The sequence below is a fragment of the Paenibacillus sp. FSL M8-0142 genome, from assembly GCF_038597315.1.
Classification (GTDB): domain Bacteria; phylum Bacillota; class Bacilli; order Paenibacillales; family Paenibacillaceae; genus Paenibacillus_AQ; species Paenibacillus_AQ lactis.
On sequence record NZ_CP152008.1, the window covers coordinates 1,081,178 to 1,096,922 of the forward strand.

A 15,745-nucleotide genomic window follows, 5' to 3' on the forward strand; every position below is an offset into this window, starting at 1 on the left:
ATTGGCCAGTAACACACCGAATTTAGGACTGTTGAAAAAGGACCCGATGACGGATGGCAACGAGACATTCAACATCGAGACGATGCTGAACGAGAACTGGGACAAGATTGATGAGGCAGTGGGGAGCTGTGAGGCTGAAATAACTAATTTAAAGCAATCTGGCGTTGACGGGAAAATTCGATTGGAAACCGCCATCATCGCCAAAGAAGGAACGGTTTCCAAGCAAGGGCAGATTGCAACGTTTGAGGAACTCGATGACGGGATTCGTTCCATCCCGACCGGTACAGATACAAGCGACGCAACCGCTGTGGCTGGAGATATATTGGCATCTAAAACGGCATACGGTCCAAACGGGAAAATAACCGGAACCATACCTAACCTTACCGGTATTAGAACAGCTACAGGCACGGCTAAATGGCCGGATGGAGCGCTCGCTGTTTATCCCGAGAAGGGTTATCAAAAAGGTGGTGCTGGTGATGGAGAAATAAAAGTTACAACTGCACAATTACAAGAAGCTGAGCCCAATTTAAATTCTGCAAACATCCTAAGTGGTCATTCTATTTTTGGGGTATCAGGTGGGATAGCGAACCGAAGTGTTGAAAACAATCACATGCCAGGGCTTGAAAAAACGGCTTGGACAGGGGATCGTTATTTTATTCGTCCTCCGGCTGGCTACTATAATGGGTCTACCTGGGTAACGGCTCCTGAACCGAGCCTACGTCCTGAGAATATACGCGAAGGAGTTATTGTTGGAGGGATAACAGGGACGCTACAACCACGAATATATAACAGGCAAGTTGTACAACTCCCTGGCCGGACAGCTTCAATCGAAGCTGGGCAGGATTACTACAACTTAGTACTCGACCTGGGATATGTTTCAGGTGTAGTCATTTGCTACTCTATTAACGGAGGTGGAGGAAATCCAGATTATTCACAGGCTATTCGGGCACAAACATGGGGTACCTTATCATATGGGGCCAGTATGAATTACAAAATATTAACAGATATTGTAATACGGAACAGTTTAGGCCAAACGATAGTTTTAGCTAGGGATGATGAACGTGATGGTGCTTATGTACGTACAAACGCGTCAACCTCGATTCTTAACTTTATTTTGGATATACCTAATGCTGTAATTGAGTCTCACTATTACAGCGATAATAAAGTGACGTGGGACCAAATAAGGATTTTAGATTACTTCGACTTTACAAAGCCGATGGGGATATACACACGCCATAGGGTTAATTCGACATATGCGAGTGAATTCGAGTCTATTACTATGAATTATTACGCTAATGCCATAGTGACTGTCACATAAGATTATAAATTCTGCTAGAGCCCTATCAAAAGTAAATGAGCAAAAGGGTATTTATATTGTTTGTAAGAAAAATCATATCTTTCGTTGATTAACTGTTTTTACGATAATAAGCATCACCTTTATGACAATTACAGAATTTCAAGACCTGTGCTGCCGAAAATATGATTAAACCTGTAGGTTTCAAAGGTAGCATAGTGTCCCGCGAAGCGATTTTATCGCTTGGTTAAACTAACCCAACAAAAAAATGGAAATGTGTTATCCGGAGTTTTTATTGGGATGCAAGCAATAACTTAGCGTATTAAGCCAATTTTGAGCTAAGACAATATTGCTATTTTAGCAAAGATCATACTAATTCACCTTACCGAAAGGAGCCCCCATGCTAACCCAACTCATCACGGATGCCCTGGCATCCCGACTAAACAGCTCCTTCCCCGGCATCCCCCTGATTTCCAAGGAGGATGCTGTTCCTATACCAGAACCACCCTACTTCCATACCGAGCTGGCGCTAGCCGAATTCGAGCCGATATCGCAACGACGATATGCGGCTCGTTTTCGTTTCCGCATCTTTTATAAGCCTGCGGCGGGGCAGCCCGTGGCGGGGATCATGGACGAGATGCTGGAGAGCTTGACGGAGCTCGAAGTGGAAGGCCGACCATGCCGGGCGGCGGCGGTCGCATGGGAGCGGCCGGAGAGAGAAGGAGCTGCGGCGGAAGAAGGATACTTCAGCGCAGAGTATGTCATTCAGGTATCTTCGGATTCTGCCGAATCCGTTCCAAAGATGCAAACCTTACAACAAGGAGGCGGTTTGAAATGAGCAAGAAACAGGCAGCACCGGCGTTTACGAAACACCAGCTGGTACAGTCCCAGCAATTCAGCAACCGGGAGAAGGATGTGCTGAACGCCATACTGGCAGAAGAGACGACGTACACCGTCCAACAAGCGAAAGAACAGCTTACCACATTTTTGAAAAAGGAGGTCATTTAAATGGCCGGAGGAACATGGACAACACCTAACAAAGTAAGACCTGGGGTATACACCCAAATCACATCGCAGGAGCAGCCGATCGGACGCGTCGGCGAACGCGGGATCGCTGCGCTGGGACTCTCGCTTCCATGGGGAGAGCCGCATAAGCTCCTCACCATCAAACCAGGCAGCAATCTGCTGGAGGTATTGGGGTACGATATCACGTCGCCTGAGCTGCTGCTGGTAAAAGAAACGCTCAAGCGGGCAGGAACGCTTCTGCTGTACCGCCTGAACAGCGGCGTTCAAGCTTCAGGAGCCGTAGCAGGGCTTAGCGTGACCGCTCGGTACGGCGGGGAGCGCGGCAACGATATCCGCATCGTGATCGAGAACGCGGTCGACGATCCGGGCAAGTTCGTCGTCAGCACTCTGCTGAGCGGCAAAGCCGTGGACAAGCAGCTCGTTGCGAACGCCGAGGAATTGCAGCCGAATCTGTGTGTAACCTTCGCGCCGGATGCCGGCGATTTGGCCGCAACGGCTGGATTTGCGCTGACAGGCGGTGCGAACGGGACCGTGACGAACCAGGAGCATGTCGATTTTCTGGCTGCGCTTGAGGTACAAGACTTCCAGACGGTGGGATTGGCTTCGGACGATCCTACCCTCAAATCGCTGTACACGGCGTTCATCAAGCGCTTGCGCGAGCAGGAAGGCAAGAAGGTGCAGGCCGTGCTTCCGGATTATCCGGCGGCGGATTACGAAGGCATTATCAGCGTGAAAAACGGCGTTGTCCTCACCGACGGCACCGTCGTGGACAAGGTTAAGGCGGTTGCCTGGGTGACGGGCGCCACGGCTGCTGCAGCCGTTAATGAGTCGCTGACGTATGCGGCTTATGATGAAGCGGTCGATACCGATATTCGTCTGAGCCATACGGAAATTGAAGAAGCTTTGACGAAGGGCGAATTCCTGTTCAGCTACAGCGGCGGTAAAGCCGTGGTAGAGCAGGACATTAACAGCTTTACGTCGATCGAGCCGGCCAAGGCGCGCCATTTTTCCAAAAACCGGGTAGTCCGCGTCCTGGACGGCATTGCGAATGATCTGAAGCTCATCTTCGAGCAGTCCTACATCGGCAAAGTCGACAACAACGTGGACGGCCGAACGCTGTTCTGGGCAGAGTGCGCTGCGTATTTCGCTTCCCTGCAGAATATCGGGGCGATCCAGAACTTCAACGCGAATGAGGATATTGTGGTGACGCCAGGTACCGAGGGGGACGTGCTGTTCGTCGATATCAAGGTTCAGCCGGTCGATGCAATTGAAAAAGTATACATGAAAGTGAAGGTGGTCTAAGATGGCATTTTTGCGTGCAAGCGATACGATTTCGGGACAAGAGGGCAAGGCATTCGTCAAGATTGGCGACCGTATGGAGGAAATGTTTTATATCAAAACGCTGGAAGCTACGGTGGAGAAAGAGAAGGCTGAGCTGAAAACGATGGGCCAGCGCGCCGTGCAGCATAAGGCGATCGGCTGGAAGGGCAGCGGCACGATGACCATCTATTATGTCACCTCGCTGTTCCGCGAGCTGATGATGGAATATATCCAGACCGGACAGGACGCTTATTTCATGATCGAGGTCCGCAACGAGGATCCGGGCTCGTCCACCGGACGGCAGACGGTCATCCTGGAGGGGGTCAACCTCGACAGCGTCATCATGGCTTCCCTGGATACCGAAGCGGAGGCGCTGGAGGAAGAAGTGGCGTTTACGTTTGAGAACGTGCGGATCGAAACCCCGTTCAACCCATTGGCCTAATACGAACAAACAAGAGGAGGAAGGAAAATGAGCGATTTTAGCATGTTTTTTGCAGGTCAGTCGCCTGCGGAGATCACGGAGGAATTCGTGGTCTCCATTCGTTTCAAGGATGCGGAGGGCAAGCCCGTTCCGTGGAAGCTGCGCAGCATTACGGAGGAGGAGAACCAGGAGTGCCGCCGTGCCGCCACCCGCAAGGTGAAGGGCAAGAACGGCGTGTATACGCCGGAGATCGATCCCAATGACTACATGGCGAAGCTGATGGTGACGAGCGTCATTTACCCGGATTTGAAAAACAGCGAGCTCCAAAAATCGTACGGCGTGCTTGGCGCGGAGTCCCTGCTGCGCAAAATGCTGCTACCGGGCGAGTTTGCGGCGCTCGGGGAGCGCGTGCAGGCCCTTAACGGCTTTGACCGCGATATGAACGAGCTGGTGGATGAAGTAAAAAACTAATCAACGAGGGCGACGGCGACGCGAACTATGCGTACTACGCCCTCCACGAACTGCACATTCTTCCTCATGAGCTCATGGCGATGACGGTCCGGGAACGGGCCGCCATCTATGCCATGATCTCGATGCGGGTGGAGAAGGAGAAGAGGGAGCGGATCCGGAAGCGAAGATAGATTTTAGAAGAAGGGGGTGAGGGAATGGCGAGTGTAAAGGATGCCCTTTTGCAATCCAAAATCATGCTGGGCAGCATGAATCAGTTAGTGAACGAAGCGCTGGTGAACCAGATGCTGCAATTTGAGCAAGGCTTTGAGCAGACCAAGAACCAAATTGCCAAAGCGGCCGAAGCCCAGGAAGCGTTGAATCAAAAGATCGGGCAAGGAGGAAAGAAAGCTGGCATGCTCGGCAACATGATGAAGTGGGCGAGCTCTTTATATTCCGCAGGTACAATGGCTGTTACGATGACGGTCATCCCGGCCGCGAAGGAACAGGCGCTGGAGGATTTATTTAAGGCCAAGACCGGAAATGCAGATCTGGGGTCAGCCATGTTCGAGCAGCTCAAGCAAAATGCGCTTCGAACAGGAGCAGACGTGAGCGAATCGTTAAATAATGCGTTAACATTCATGTCCATGACGCAAAACTCCGACCAGATCGCCCAGTTGAACAATTTTGCAGACAGGTTAAGCATGCTGTCACCAGGCAACAAAAGCTCGAAGGAAGCCACGGCCGCCATCATGAGCGCCATGAGCGGCGATACGAGCGCCTTGGCTAAAAACTTCAACATACCGGATGCCCAGATGAAAGCCTTTAACGCCGAAATCGTGGCGTCGAAGGGGAACTTTGCGTCTTTCCTGGCTTCCATGGATCAACTTCTGCAAAAATCGGGCATGACCCAGCAAGCGATGGATACGATGATGGATTCCCCGATGAATAAGTGGAAGAGCATCATGGGACATGTCAACGATTCCTTCGTTCAAATGGGAGGAGGGGCATTGGCAGCAATTACCCCTATATTAGACATGCTTCAATCCGCGTTTGAGAGCGGGGCGTTCCAGCCGTTCATTGACGCGATTTCGATCGGATTATCGATCCTGGCCCAAGGGTTTGTCTGGATCGCCCAGCTGGTTCCTCCGGCTTGGGAATTCATTAAGGGAGCGATTTCCGGCGTTGGCACGACGATATGGAATCTGATTAACATATTCATCGGATTAATGCCGATCCTTACGTTTGTAGGCGTACTGATCGCAGGATTGAATGCCGGTCTCATCGCCGGAAGGATTGCGGGTTATGCCTATTCTGCGGTGCAAGCGATGATGGCGGCCCGCACCATGATCACCACCAGCGCTATGCGATTGTTTAACATGATCGTCAAAGCGAATCCGCTGGTGTTCCTCATATCCTTAATCATAGCCGTCATTTCGGCATTTGGCGTGTTAGGCGTCGTTACCCAGGGGGTCAAGCAGGTGCTCAGTAACGTCTTCGGCTTCATTGTTGATCTTGCGCAAGGTACGGTCAATACAGTCGTTACCGTCATCAACGGCTTGATTAAAGGAATCAACGCTGTTGCGGGCTTTTTCGGCAGGGTGCTTGGCGTCAACACGAAGCAAATCGCGGAGATCGAATACAAGGCGGATTTTACGAATTTCAAGGACAAGGGCCAAGATATGATCGAGAATTTCTCGATGGATAAATTCAAGGATCAGCTGCTCCCGAATAAAGGGATCGGTAAGGAGTACGAGGACCTCCTCAAACAAAACAACGCCGGCAAAACCGGCTACGACGTCGCTTATCCTAAAGCCGCCCCGGCTCCAGCCATGCCCGCCACGCCTGCCATGCCCGCAATGCCTGCCATGCCGGCGGCACCGGTGCCGGTTGCCCCTGCGGGTGGCAGCATTGATTCCATCGGCCAGGTGAACAACACGGTTGATGTAGCGAGCGAGGATCTCAAAGTGATGCGCGATTTGGCCGAGGTGAACGCGATCAGCAACATGATCACGTTAACGCCGACAGTTCAGATGACGACAGGGGATATTAATTCCGGCGCAGATCTCGATACGATTATGTCCCGTATTAACCGGACGCTGGAGGAGCAGTTCGTATCCAGCGCGGAGGGGGTGTATCTGTAGCATGAGCGATTATGGGCTGTTTCTGAGTTTTAATAATCAACAGGAAGTATTCCGCTTTCCGGTCAATCCGGAACGGATCGAGGTCAAGGACGGCAGCGAGGGGAAATCTTACACCGTGGCCGGACTTGGCGAGATCAACGCGATCCTGTATCCGAAGCTGACCGAAATATCGTTTGAAAGCTTTTTTCCGGGACGAACGTATCCTTTCGTCAATACAAGCAAGGACAAGCTGAAGCTCCCCATCGATTATGTAAACACCATCAAGGGATGGATGGAGAGTCGAAGACCAGTGCGGTTTGTCATGACGGGCCTGGTCCCCGATCCGCTCAGCGGCACGGACAGCGGGAATGTGGTACGGGCGATGAAATCCTTTGGCATCAACATGGCGGCCTCCATCGAGAGCTTCAGCTGGAACACGATGTCCGGTTCGCCGGAGGATATCGAATTTTCGATCACCCTCAAGCGCTATGTATTCTATGGCGCCCGCAAGGTTGTGCCGGCCAAGGACAGCAAGGCGGCCGCGGTGAAGACCAAGGAGCGTCCGGATGACCGGAAGAAGCCGAACTCGTATACCGTAGCGAAGGGGGACACGCTCTGGAGCATCGCCCAAAAGCTTCTCGGCAGCGGCTCCCGCCATACCGAAATCCAAAAGCTGAACGGCATCAAGGATCATGAGGTCCGAAAGCTCGCCGTCGGCCGGGTGTTGAAAATCCCTTAAAGGAGGTGACGGCATGATCGAGCTGATGATAGACCGGAAGAACGGAAGCGTGTGGGATCTCGGGCAGGTCGTCACCGACATCACATGGAAGACAAGCCGTCAGGCGAAGCCGGCCAGTCTGGATATTCGCTTCGTGAACGACGGTTTGGCGCAGAGCCAGCAATTCCAGATTGAGAACGGCGACATCGTCCGGTTCCGCAAGGATGATAAGGACTTGTTTTACGGTTATGTTTTCTCCAAAGAGTGGGGCATGGATGCCGAGGTGAAGCTCATGGCTTACGACCAGCTGCGCTACCTGTCCAGCAACGACACCTACCGGTTTACGAACGCCAAGGTGGAGGACATTATCCGCAAGATCGCCAAGGACTTCAATCTGAAGACAGGGACGCTGGCCGATACGGGACATGTCATTCCGGCGATGCTGGAGGCCGACAAGAAGCTGATCGATATTATCTGCAAAGCGCTGGATGCGACGCTGATGGCAACCAAGCAGTACTATATGTTTTACGACGAGTTCGGAAAGCTGACGCTCAAGAACATCAAGGACATGCTGCTGATGCTGGCCGTTGGGGAAGACAGCCTGATGACGGATTTTTCCTATAAAAAGAGCATCGACAACGAGACGTACAATCGAATTAAGGTGGTTCGCGATAACAAGCAGACCGGGAAGCGGGACGTCTACCTCTATCAGCACGGAGAGAACATCGCCCAGTGGGGCCTTCTCCAGCTGTACGAGGTTGCCGATGAGAACATGAATCCGGCGCAGCTGAAGCAGCTTGCCCAAAATTTACTGGAGCTGAAGAACAGGGAGCAGCAGACGCTCTCCATCGAGGCGATCGGCGATCTGCGCGTCCGGGCAGGGAACACGATTTACGTCAATCTCCCCGGCGAAGGCTTGAAGCCTTATCTCATCGATGAGTGCTCGCACAAGTTCTCGGACGGAACGCATACGATGTCGCTGAATATGAAGGTGGTGTAAGTCATGATGCTGGATATTATCAAAAAAGCGAGCCTGAGCGCCGTGGGAAGCACGAATCCCGTAGCGGTGCTGTATGGCACGGTAACATCGGTGAATCCTCTGGAGGTGAACGTGGATCAGCGTTTCAGCCTGACGGAGGATTTTTTAGTGATCGGAGAGTCCGTGACGGAGTACAAACTGAATATTGACGGTCAGGAAGTATTGATCCGCAAAGGGCTTGAGATCGGGGATACGGTGCTGCTGCTCCGTTATCAGGGCGGACAGACGTATCTTGTGCTGGATCGGCTGGTGAAGCCGTCATGATTCCGCAGGGAGGCACGATTCAACCGGATACCGAAGTGGTGGAGAGTCTGGACCAGCCGAGTTTGACCTACCGATTGAACCTGCAGGAGGGGACGTTGTCAGGTCAAATTGATGGACTGGAGGCGATCAAGCAGGCCGTTGCCAAGGTGCTCCAAACCCGCCGCTTCGAGCACCTGATTTATAGCAGCGACTACGGCCATGAGCTGTATGATGTCATCGGTCGTGACCCGCTGTGGGCGTATGCCGAGATCGAGCGGCATATCAAGGAGGCGCTGCTTCAGGACGACCGGATCCTGTCGGTCGACGACATGAATATTTCTTTTGCCGGGGAGACGGCAATGGCGGAATTTACGGTCCGAACCGTATATGGGCCGTTTGCGATGACGAAGGAGGTGAGGGAGGATGTATGAGGATCAGACCTATGAAGCGATCCTGGAACGGATGCTGGGCCGGGTGCCGGATGGACTGGACAAAAGAGAGGGAAGCATTATCTTCGATGCGCTTGCCCCAGCCGCCGCGGAGCTGGCGCAAGCTTACATTGAGCTGAACTCCTCCATGAACTTCAAGTTTGCCGCCACGGCTTCCGGCGAGTTTTTGGACCGGAGCATCGCCTGGTCGGGACTAACGCGTAAGCAGGCCACGAAGGCGCGGCTGCGCGGACGTTTTACGGGAGAACAAAATCGACCGGCAGAGGTTCCGATAGGGAGCCGTTTTTCGCTGGATGCGTTAAACTACACGGTCATTGGCCGGCTGGATGCGGGGGAATATGTGCTGGAATGCGAGACGGTCGGCAAAGAGGGCAACCGGCGGTTTGGCCCGCTGCTGCCATTGGAGTATATCGAAGGTTTGGTGAAAGCGGAGCTGCTGGCATTGGTTGTGCCGGGGGAAGATACCGAGTCCGATGAGGCGTTGTATGATCGTTACCGGGAAAAAATCTCCCGACCCGTCACCAGCGCGAACCGAAATCAATATGAGCTGTGGGCGCGGGAGCAAGCCGGGGTTGGCAAAGCCAAAGCCTTTCCGTTATGGAACGGGCCGGGCACGGTCAAAGTTGTCCTGCTGGACAATGAGATGAGATCGCCCGCGCCATCTATTGTAGAAGCTGTACAGCAGTACATCGATCCCACGATGGACGGGATGGGCGAGGGAGCTGCTCCCGTCGGATCGGTTGTGACGGTGACCGGGGCGGTTGAAGTTCCTGTCAACATTGAGGTGCAGGTGACCCTCCTGGATGGTGCGGGTTTGGACGGCGTCCAGCAAGCAATTGAGCAAGGCGTTCGCCAATATTTGAAGGATCTTGCCATGACAGACCCGTTGGTCCGGTATAACCGGATTGCCAACGTCATCCTGGATATTCCCGAAGTGATTGACTACGAGGTGCTGACCGTCAATGGAGGGACCGAGAGCGTCTTGATTGAACCGGAAGCGGTCGCCGTACTGGGGACGGTGACAGTGCGATGAGCAAGGCAGAGGTCTGGATGGGATATCTCCCGTCCTTTTATCACGGCATCCGGGAAATGAAAGCCATCGCCAATGCGGAAGGAGCTGAGCTGGACAAGCTGGATGAGCGTCTGGTGGATCTGATCGATCAGTACTATCCGGAGACCGCGACCTGGGCGCTGTCCCGGTATGAGCAGGACCTGAGCATCCCGGTGAACCCGTCCAAGCCGGTCGAGCAGCGGCGCTCGGTCGTCATTTCGAAGATGCGGGGAAGCGGCAAGGTGTCCGCTAGCATGCTCAAAAATGTCGCCCAAGCCTACGAGCGGGGCAGCATCGAGGTTTCTGTCCAGCCGGCCGAGTACAAGGTGACGATTCATTTCAGGGACACCCTCGGCATTCCGCCGAATTTGAGTGATCTTCAATCGGCCATTGAAGCGATCAAGCCGGCGCATATGGCCGTCGACTATGCGCTGCGCTACCTTACGATCGCCGAGGTGGAGGGCATGACGGTGGAGCAGTTATCGGCTACGACGCAAGACAGATTGTTGGGAGGAGGAGCATAAATGACGAATCCGGTAACACCGAATATCGGGTTGAACAAAATCGATCGGACGTCGCCGGCAACGACGTACTTCGATCTGGAGAAATATATCGACCAGAACGCGGACACGGTCGACCGCTTCGCCGGCGAAGCGAGCCAGGCCATCGACGCGCTGCAGCAGCGCCTGGACACCGAGGCGCGCCGGGAGGTCGTCCTGCAGCCGGGGCTGCAGATCGTGAACGCGGAGCGAAGCGCGCCCTTTTCGCTGAGCGGGATTAAGGGGCGGACGTTGGTGAATTTGTTGGGGCGGATTGGGAGATTCTCTTCTTTAGATCATATAGCTAGTAGCGGAAACCACAGCGTTTCCCTTGATTCTACGAACAAAACCATAGGCGATAATGGACTCAAGGTTGTATCCCTGGGTAAGGGGAATGCTGGTGATGCGAGTAACTTAATCCGGATCGGATCGCATACTTATAAGGATAATGCCAAATATATTATTATCGCCGATATAAAAGCTAACACTCCATTCACCTTACATTGTGAGCTATGGGGAGGATTAGGAAGTGTCAGAGAGGCCGAAATAGGTACATCCTGGAATTCAGTAGTTTTTAGAGGGATAGGAGACTCAAGGGGACTAGGACTACATTTCTGGAATCTTTCCGATAAGGAGGTTACCTTTTACCTTAGTGGTCTCCGGATCTATGAAGTGACTGAAGCGGATTATAGCGAACCTGACGAGAAACTTATCCAAAAATATCCTTATGTAGATAGTATTCAGCCAGTTCGTAATCCATATGCTATCCTATACGGAGAGAATTTGCTGCCACCGTTTTATGAATGGGACATAATTAATACCAAAGGTAGAGTAGTAGCTCCATATGAGTACCAACAGTTAGGAGCTGATGATGGGCATTGGACACAAGTGGTAATTAAAGTATTAAAAAACACCGACTACTATATTTCTTCGGGGGATAGTGGCCTGCTGGCAGTAAGTAGCGCAGATGATACTAGTATATTATTTCCTTATGCGACTGCTGGATCTTTTAATAGCGGGCCTTGGGATTCGATAAAAATTTATGCCGCTGGCGATGCAAAACGTATATTTAAGAACCCAATGCTTACCCCAGGCACACAGAAAAAAGAGTTTATTCCAAGTAAAGATTCGATGCTCGCACTGCAAACAGACTTGTACGCTAATCCATTGACTGGTGATCATGCTGATGTAGTATTTGAAAATGACGGTCAGTATCTCAAGTTAACAAATTGGAGGGAAATCCATTTCCATAAAATTGATGGTTGGAATATTCAAGCTGAAGGGACACACCCAGATTATAAGAAAATCAATACGTTAATTTCAGGCATTTCACTTTCATGCTTTGTTTCTAAATATGATGGGGGAATATTAACTAGCTTTAACGGTGGATCACCTGACTATGGGGCCGATCTCTTTTATATTGATCCTAGTAGGCAAATATTTGAGATTTCTGTATCGAACTCAGATAGCGGATGGGGCACTAACTATACGCCGACAGCTGAAGAGATCAGGGCTTATTTTATGGGCTGGACAATGCGTAACATGAGTGCTAGTCCCTATAACGATCAAACAGGTTCGGCACAAAAAACATGGACACCAATAGGTTACATGCCCCCTGCGAACTGGAATAGCACTTGGGCACATTTACGTACGTCCGTACCAGTTAATGAGATTTCTCCTTCTGTAAAAGATAAAACAATATCGTTATATCAACTTGTATACCAACTCACAATTCCAATAGTCGAGCCGGTTATATCTGAAGGTATGCTTACTTTAAGTGAAGGTGGTAACCAGATCGAAATTGGGTCGGGTATTGTTATTCGTGAAAGTGTGAAACCTCAACGGACTGGGGACGCTCATGCTATAAACGATATCAACTTGCCGGGCTCGATTTTAAAACACAAAACAGAACGAATACTAGCCGTTTATAAAAACGAATACCGTGATTTTTGGGAGTATAGAAATAATTTAGCTTACGGAAAAGAGCGACGAGTAAAGTACGAGGGTTACGACGCATCCGCAGCCTATTCCATTACGTATTTAATGCTTGAAAAGTCGCCCATCGTACCGTTCTTCGGATCGTATGCCGCAAATGAGAAGTCAGTATTCATAGATCTAGTCAATTCAGTGCAGCTAAGCACGAGAGATATATCGATGCTAATGAGTACGGAGGTAAAGAAGAAGGGAGTAGATCAAGATTGGATTTACCCGACATTGTTGAATGGATGGGTAAATCATTCCTTTGGTACACCAATACGTTATAAAAAACAAAACAACTTAATTTGTATACAAGGACGTTTAAGTGGCGGGAGGACCGGAACAACGACTGGACACACAGTCTTTAAATTGCCTGAAGGTTTTAGACCTGATCGCCCACTCTATTTAACAATAAATGATGCTACTACAGATGCCAGATTTGTTTGTATAAATGCAGACGGTCACGTAAATATTGAAACTGGACCGGGCGACAATATAATTATGGATGTATTATTTCCACTCTAAGGAGGTATCCCATGAAAGCCGTACCGAAAGTAAATATTGACGGCCTCTATTTAGAGGACGAACTCGTGGACGATACTTTTACAGGTGTCGTCTCTTTTTATTCTCCGGTTCTACCCATGACCAATGGATTGGAGCAGCCCGATACATTTACCATTGCCTCCAATGCTAGCACCGGAAATGAAACTGTCGACCGGGAACCGGCAGGCTACATCGTCGGCATCCCAGTTCCAACTGGCCTCTTCCTCCCACGCTTTGATTTCGTGGCATGGCGGCAATACCAGGACTCGATTCAAGCCGCTGAAGCCGCTTATCAAGAGGCGATGAGCGCATGGAACACCACTCCAGAGGAGGAGCGGGCGGACCGGCCGGTCTTGAATATTCCGCCGATGCCGGCCCTATGGATCGAAGGGCTAACAGCCGAGGAAATTGAGCGAATCACTGCACCCCAGCCGCAAGCCCCAAGCGAGATGGACTGGCTTGGCACAGAGCTGGTAGCACGCGAATTGGAGATGCTGGAGATTCGCCGGCAAAACGAAACACTCGGCGCGCAAGTCGTAGGGCTGGAGCTACGACTGCTGTCACTTGAAGGCAGTCCATCCGAAGGAGGGGAAACGTATGTTTGAGAACGATTTTGAACGCTTGAAATATTACTATGAAAAAAGGTGGGCGCAAAAGCCCCAGCTTCGACAGTACGTTGCGTTTGGCGTCATTACGCCAGAGGAATACGAAGCAATTACAGGCGAGGCTTTCTGAACTCCCAAGAGCAATCAGAATCCAAACCTTCAACGGAGTAGGCGGAATGCTGCTGAAGAAGCGAAGCGTTCGCCTTTGTCCCCGGATTTTAACCTTGCGTAAAAGTCTTCAAAAAAATCCGGGGAAAACAGCGATCGGAAGCAGGATCCGCATGCGCAGTGCTGATACACCAACAAAGATGAGGCAGAATCCGCAAACACAGTGCAGATACGCCAACAAAGATGAGGCAGATCCGCATGCGCAACGCTGATACGCCAACAAAGGTGAAGCAGGATCCGCAAGCGCAGTACAAATCACGCCAACACAAGCTTCAAGCCCTCGGCCCGCCGAGGGCTTTTTCATCCCTTCAACCATAAAAAGGAGGAACGATTATGTATGAGCACATCGGTCAACTGTTTAAGATGCTGGTGGCTGGGACGGGTGCCGTAACCGGATATGTCTGGGGCGGCTGGTCGCTGCCGCTGCATTTGCTGCTGTGGTTCGTGGTGATCGACTGGCTGACCGGCTGGGGGGCGGCCTGGATGAATGGCGAGCTGCAGAGCCGGAGGGGCTACGCCGGCATCGCCCGGAAAATCACGATTTTTCTCATCATCGCGTTAATGCACCTGGTTGACCGGGTGCTCGGCGAGATGAACTATTTTCAAAACACGGTCATCTTCTTCTACCTGGCCAATGAGCTGTTGTCCATTCTTGAGAATGTTGGGCGGATGGGCGTACCGATTCCGCAATCGCTGCGTAATGTGGTACAGGTCTTCCAGATCAAATCGGAGGAGGGTGAGAAGAAAACCGCCGTGAAAGGAGACAAAAAGGATGAAGCCTCATGAGTTTATCGCCAAGCTTGCTCCAATTGCAACCGAGGACATGAGAAAATACGGCGTTCCCGCTTCGTTGACGCTGGCGCAAGCGATTTTGGAGTCAAACTGGGGGACGAGCGGGTTGACGCAAAAGGCCAATAATCTGTTCGGCATCAAAGGAACGGGTCCAGCTGGCAGCGTGACAATGCCGACAACGGAGTACCGGGGGAACACGCCATATACCGTCCAGGCCCAATTCCGCAAGTACAACGGCTGGCACGAATCGGTGGACGACCATACGAGACTGATTTTGAACGGAACGAGAGACAAGCCGAAGCGCTATCACGGGGTTTTATGGGCGGACTACAAGACGGCGGCCACGGAGATCTGGAAAGGCGGCTATGCGACAGATCCCAAGTATCCGCAGAAGCTGATCTCGATCATCGAACAATACTCACTGCACCGTTATGATCTGCCAAGTCCCGAGGAGGAGGAACGCATGAAAATCGAACAGTTAACGGCCGAGCTGCACAAAACACAAGAGGAACTGCGCCAGCTCGCCAACCAATACGCTTCGGCCTTGAATACATTGAGCGAGCAGGGGAGCACAATCAAGCAGTTGAATGTGAGGCTGAAGAAGCTGGAAGCCCAGCAGCCTGATAAGGTTCCGGCGTGGGCGGAGGATGCCGTGAAAGCAGCGCGGAAGGCGGGAGTGCTGAACGATCCTGACGGCAGCTTCGATTTTTATCGGATGCTCACCATCCTGCACCGCATGGGGATGTTTAGCGATTCGAAGAAGTGATCCCATCCCTGATGAGGATCGAGCTTGAGCGGCTTAAGAAGCGATATGAGGATGCTGTAATGCCATTGTGGATAGCTGCCCCTCCTGTCATGACGATGGGGGAGGCGGCTATTAAATCTTTTGAGGAGAGTTGGTTTTAGGCGCCGTAGCATAAGGAAGCACTCGAGACACAGGCGAAATCCTTCCTAATAAATTCGATACCCTGCCTGCCAATATACATACGT

The 15,745-nt window shown here is 51.6% G+C and carries 18 protein-coding genes; all 18 read left to right on the forward strand.

Features of this window, described 5'->3' with window-relative positions; all coding sequences use genetic code 11:
- The first annotated feature begins 1 nt into the window (after nucleotide 1).
- The 18 genes from NSQ46_RS04965 to NSQ46_RS05050 all read left to right on the forward strand — a co-directional run bounded on the left by NSQ46_RS04965 (nucleotide 2) and on the right by NSQ46_RS05050 (nucleotide 15,521).
- The gene (locus tag NSQ46_RS04965) at nucleotides 2-1,318 is read left to right on the forward strand and encodes a hypothetical protein (protein WP_342576391.1); all 1,317 of its coding nucleotides are present in this window, start codon (nucleotides 2-4) and stop codon (nucleotides 1,316-1,318) included.
- A 376-nt stretch (nucleotides 1,319-1,694) separates the two neighbouring features.
- The gene (locus tag NSQ46_RS04970) at nucleotides 1,695-2,132 is read left to right on the forward strand and encodes a DUF6838 family protein (protein ID WP_342576392.1); all 438 of its coding nucleotides are present in this window, start codon (nucleotides 1,695-1,697) and stop codon (nucleotides 2,130-2,132) included.
- The gene (locus NSQ46_RS04975) at nucleotides 2,129-2,302 is read left to right on the forward strand and encodes a hypothetical protein (protein ID WP_007132056.1); all 174 of its coding nucleotides are present in this window, start codon (nucleotides 2,129-2,131) and stop codon (nucleotides 2,300-2,302) included. Before NSQ46_RS04970 ends, NSQ46_RS04975 begins: the two co-directional genes overlap by 4 nt.
- Nucleotides 2,303-3,622 (forward strand): phage tail sheath family protein, encoded by a 1,320-nt coding sequence (locus NSQ46_RS04980; RefSeq protein ID WP_007132057.1) that lies wholly within the window; start codon nucleotides 2,303-2,305, stop codon nucleotides 3,620-3,622.
- Between the two features lies 1 nt (nucleotide 3,623).
- Entirely contained in the window at nucleotides 3,624-4,082 is a 459-nt protein-coding gene (locus NSQ46_RS04985; protein ID WP_007132058.1) for a phage tail tube protein, read from the forward strand.
- A gap of 27 nt (nucleotides 4,083-4,109) precedes the next feature.
- Nucleotides 4,110-4,532, forward strand: coding sequence for a phage portal protein (locus tag NSQ46_RS04990; RefSeq protein WP_007132059.1), 423 nt, complete (start codon nucleotides 4,110-4,112; stop codon nucleotides 4,530-4,532).
- Between the two features lie 194 nt (nucleotides 4,533-4,726).
- Complete coding sequence (locus NSQ46_RS04995; RefSeq protein ID WP_342576393.1) at nucleotides 4,727-6,652, forward strand: hypothetical protein; 1,926 nt, start codon at nucleotides 4,727-4,729, stop codon at nucleotides 6,650-6,652.
- 1 nt (nucleotide 6,653) lies between these two features.
- Nucleotides 6,654-7,370, forward strand: coding sequence for a LysM peptidoglycan-binding domain-containing protein (locus tag NSQ46_RS05000; RefSeq protein ID WP_077568036.1), 717 nt, complete (start codon nucleotides 6,654-6,656; stop codon nucleotides 7,368-7,370).
- Between the two features lie 13 nt (nucleotides 7,371-7,383).
- Nucleotides 7,384-8,349, forward strand: coding sequence for a hypothetical protein (locus tag NSQ46_RS05005; RefSeq protein WP_213616330.1), 966 nt, complete (start codon nucleotides 7,384-7,386; stop codon nucleotides 8,347-8,349).
- A gap of 6 nt (nucleotides 8,350-8,355) precedes the next feature.
- Nucleotides 8,356-8,652: a DUF2577 domain-containing protein gene (locus tag NSQ46_RS05010; RefSeq protein ID WP_342576974.1), complete on the forward strand. Its 297-nt coding sequence runs from the start codon at nucleotides 8,356-8,358 to the stop codon at nucleotides 8,650-8,652.
- Nucleotides 8,649-9,062 carry a DUF2634 domain-containing protein gene (locus NSQ46_RS05015; protein ID WP_077568034.1) on the forward strand — a complete coding sequence of 138 codons (414 nt, stop codon included), beginning with the start codon at nucleotides 8,649-8,651 and terminating at the stop codon, nucleotides 9,060-9,062. The genes NSQ46_RS05010 and NSQ46_RS05015 overlap by 4 nt, the downstream gene beginning before the upstream one ends.
- Entirely contained in the window at nucleotides 9,055-10,113 is a 1,059-nt protein-coding gene (locus NSQ46_RS05020; RefSeq protein WP_342576394.1) for a baseplate J/gp47 family protein, read from the forward strand. The genes NSQ46_RS05015 and NSQ46_RS05020 overlap by 8 nt, the downstream gene beginning before the upstream one ends.
- Nucleotides 10,110-10,655 (forward strand): YmfQ family protein, encoded by a 546-nt coding sequence (locus NSQ46_RS05025; RefSeq protein ID WP_342576395.1) that lies wholly within the window; start codon nucleotides 10,110-10,112, stop codon nucleotides 10,653-10,655. The genes NSQ46_RS05020 and NSQ46_RS05025 overlap by 4 nt, the downstream gene beginning before the upstream one ends.
- The gene (locus NSQ46_RS05030) at nucleotides 10,656-13,172 is read left to right on the forward strand and encodes a hypothetical protein (protein WP_342576396.1); all 2,517 of its coding nucleotides are present in this window, start codon (nucleotides 10,656-10,658) and stop codon (nucleotides 13,170-13,172) included.
- An 11-nt stretch (nucleotides 13,173-13,183) separates the two neighbouring features.
- A complete protein-coding gene (locus tag NSQ46_RS05035; protein ID WP_342576397.1) occupies nucleotides 13,184-13,795 on the forward strand; it encodes a hypothetical protein in 612 nt (203 codons plus the stop codon).
- A complete protein-coding gene (locus NSQ46_RS05040) occupies nucleotides 13,788-13,925 on the forward strand; it encodes an XkdX family protein (protein ID WP_077568029.1) in 138 nt (45 codons plus the stop codon). Before NSQ46_RS05035 ends, NSQ46_RS05040 begins: the two co-directional genes overlap by 8 nt.
- 371 nt (nucleotides 13,926-14,296) lie before the next feature.
- Nucleotides 14,297-14,749 carry a phage holin family protein gene (locus tag NSQ46_RS05045; RefSeq protein ID WP_210094518.1) on the forward strand — a complete coding sequence of 151 codons (453 nt, stop codon included), beginning with the start codon at nucleotides 14,297-14,299 and terminating at the stop codon, nucleotides 14,747-14,749.
- Nucleotides 14,736-15,521, forward strand: a complete 786-nt coding sequence (locus NSQ46_RS05050) for a glucosaminidase domain-containing protein (protein WP_342576398.1) — start codon at nucleotides 14,736-14,738, stop codon at nucleotides 15,519-15,521. Before NSQ46_RS05045 ends, NSQ46_RS05050 begins: the two co-directional genes overlap by 14 nt.
- Nucleotides 15,522-15,745: the final 224 nt, after the last annotated feature.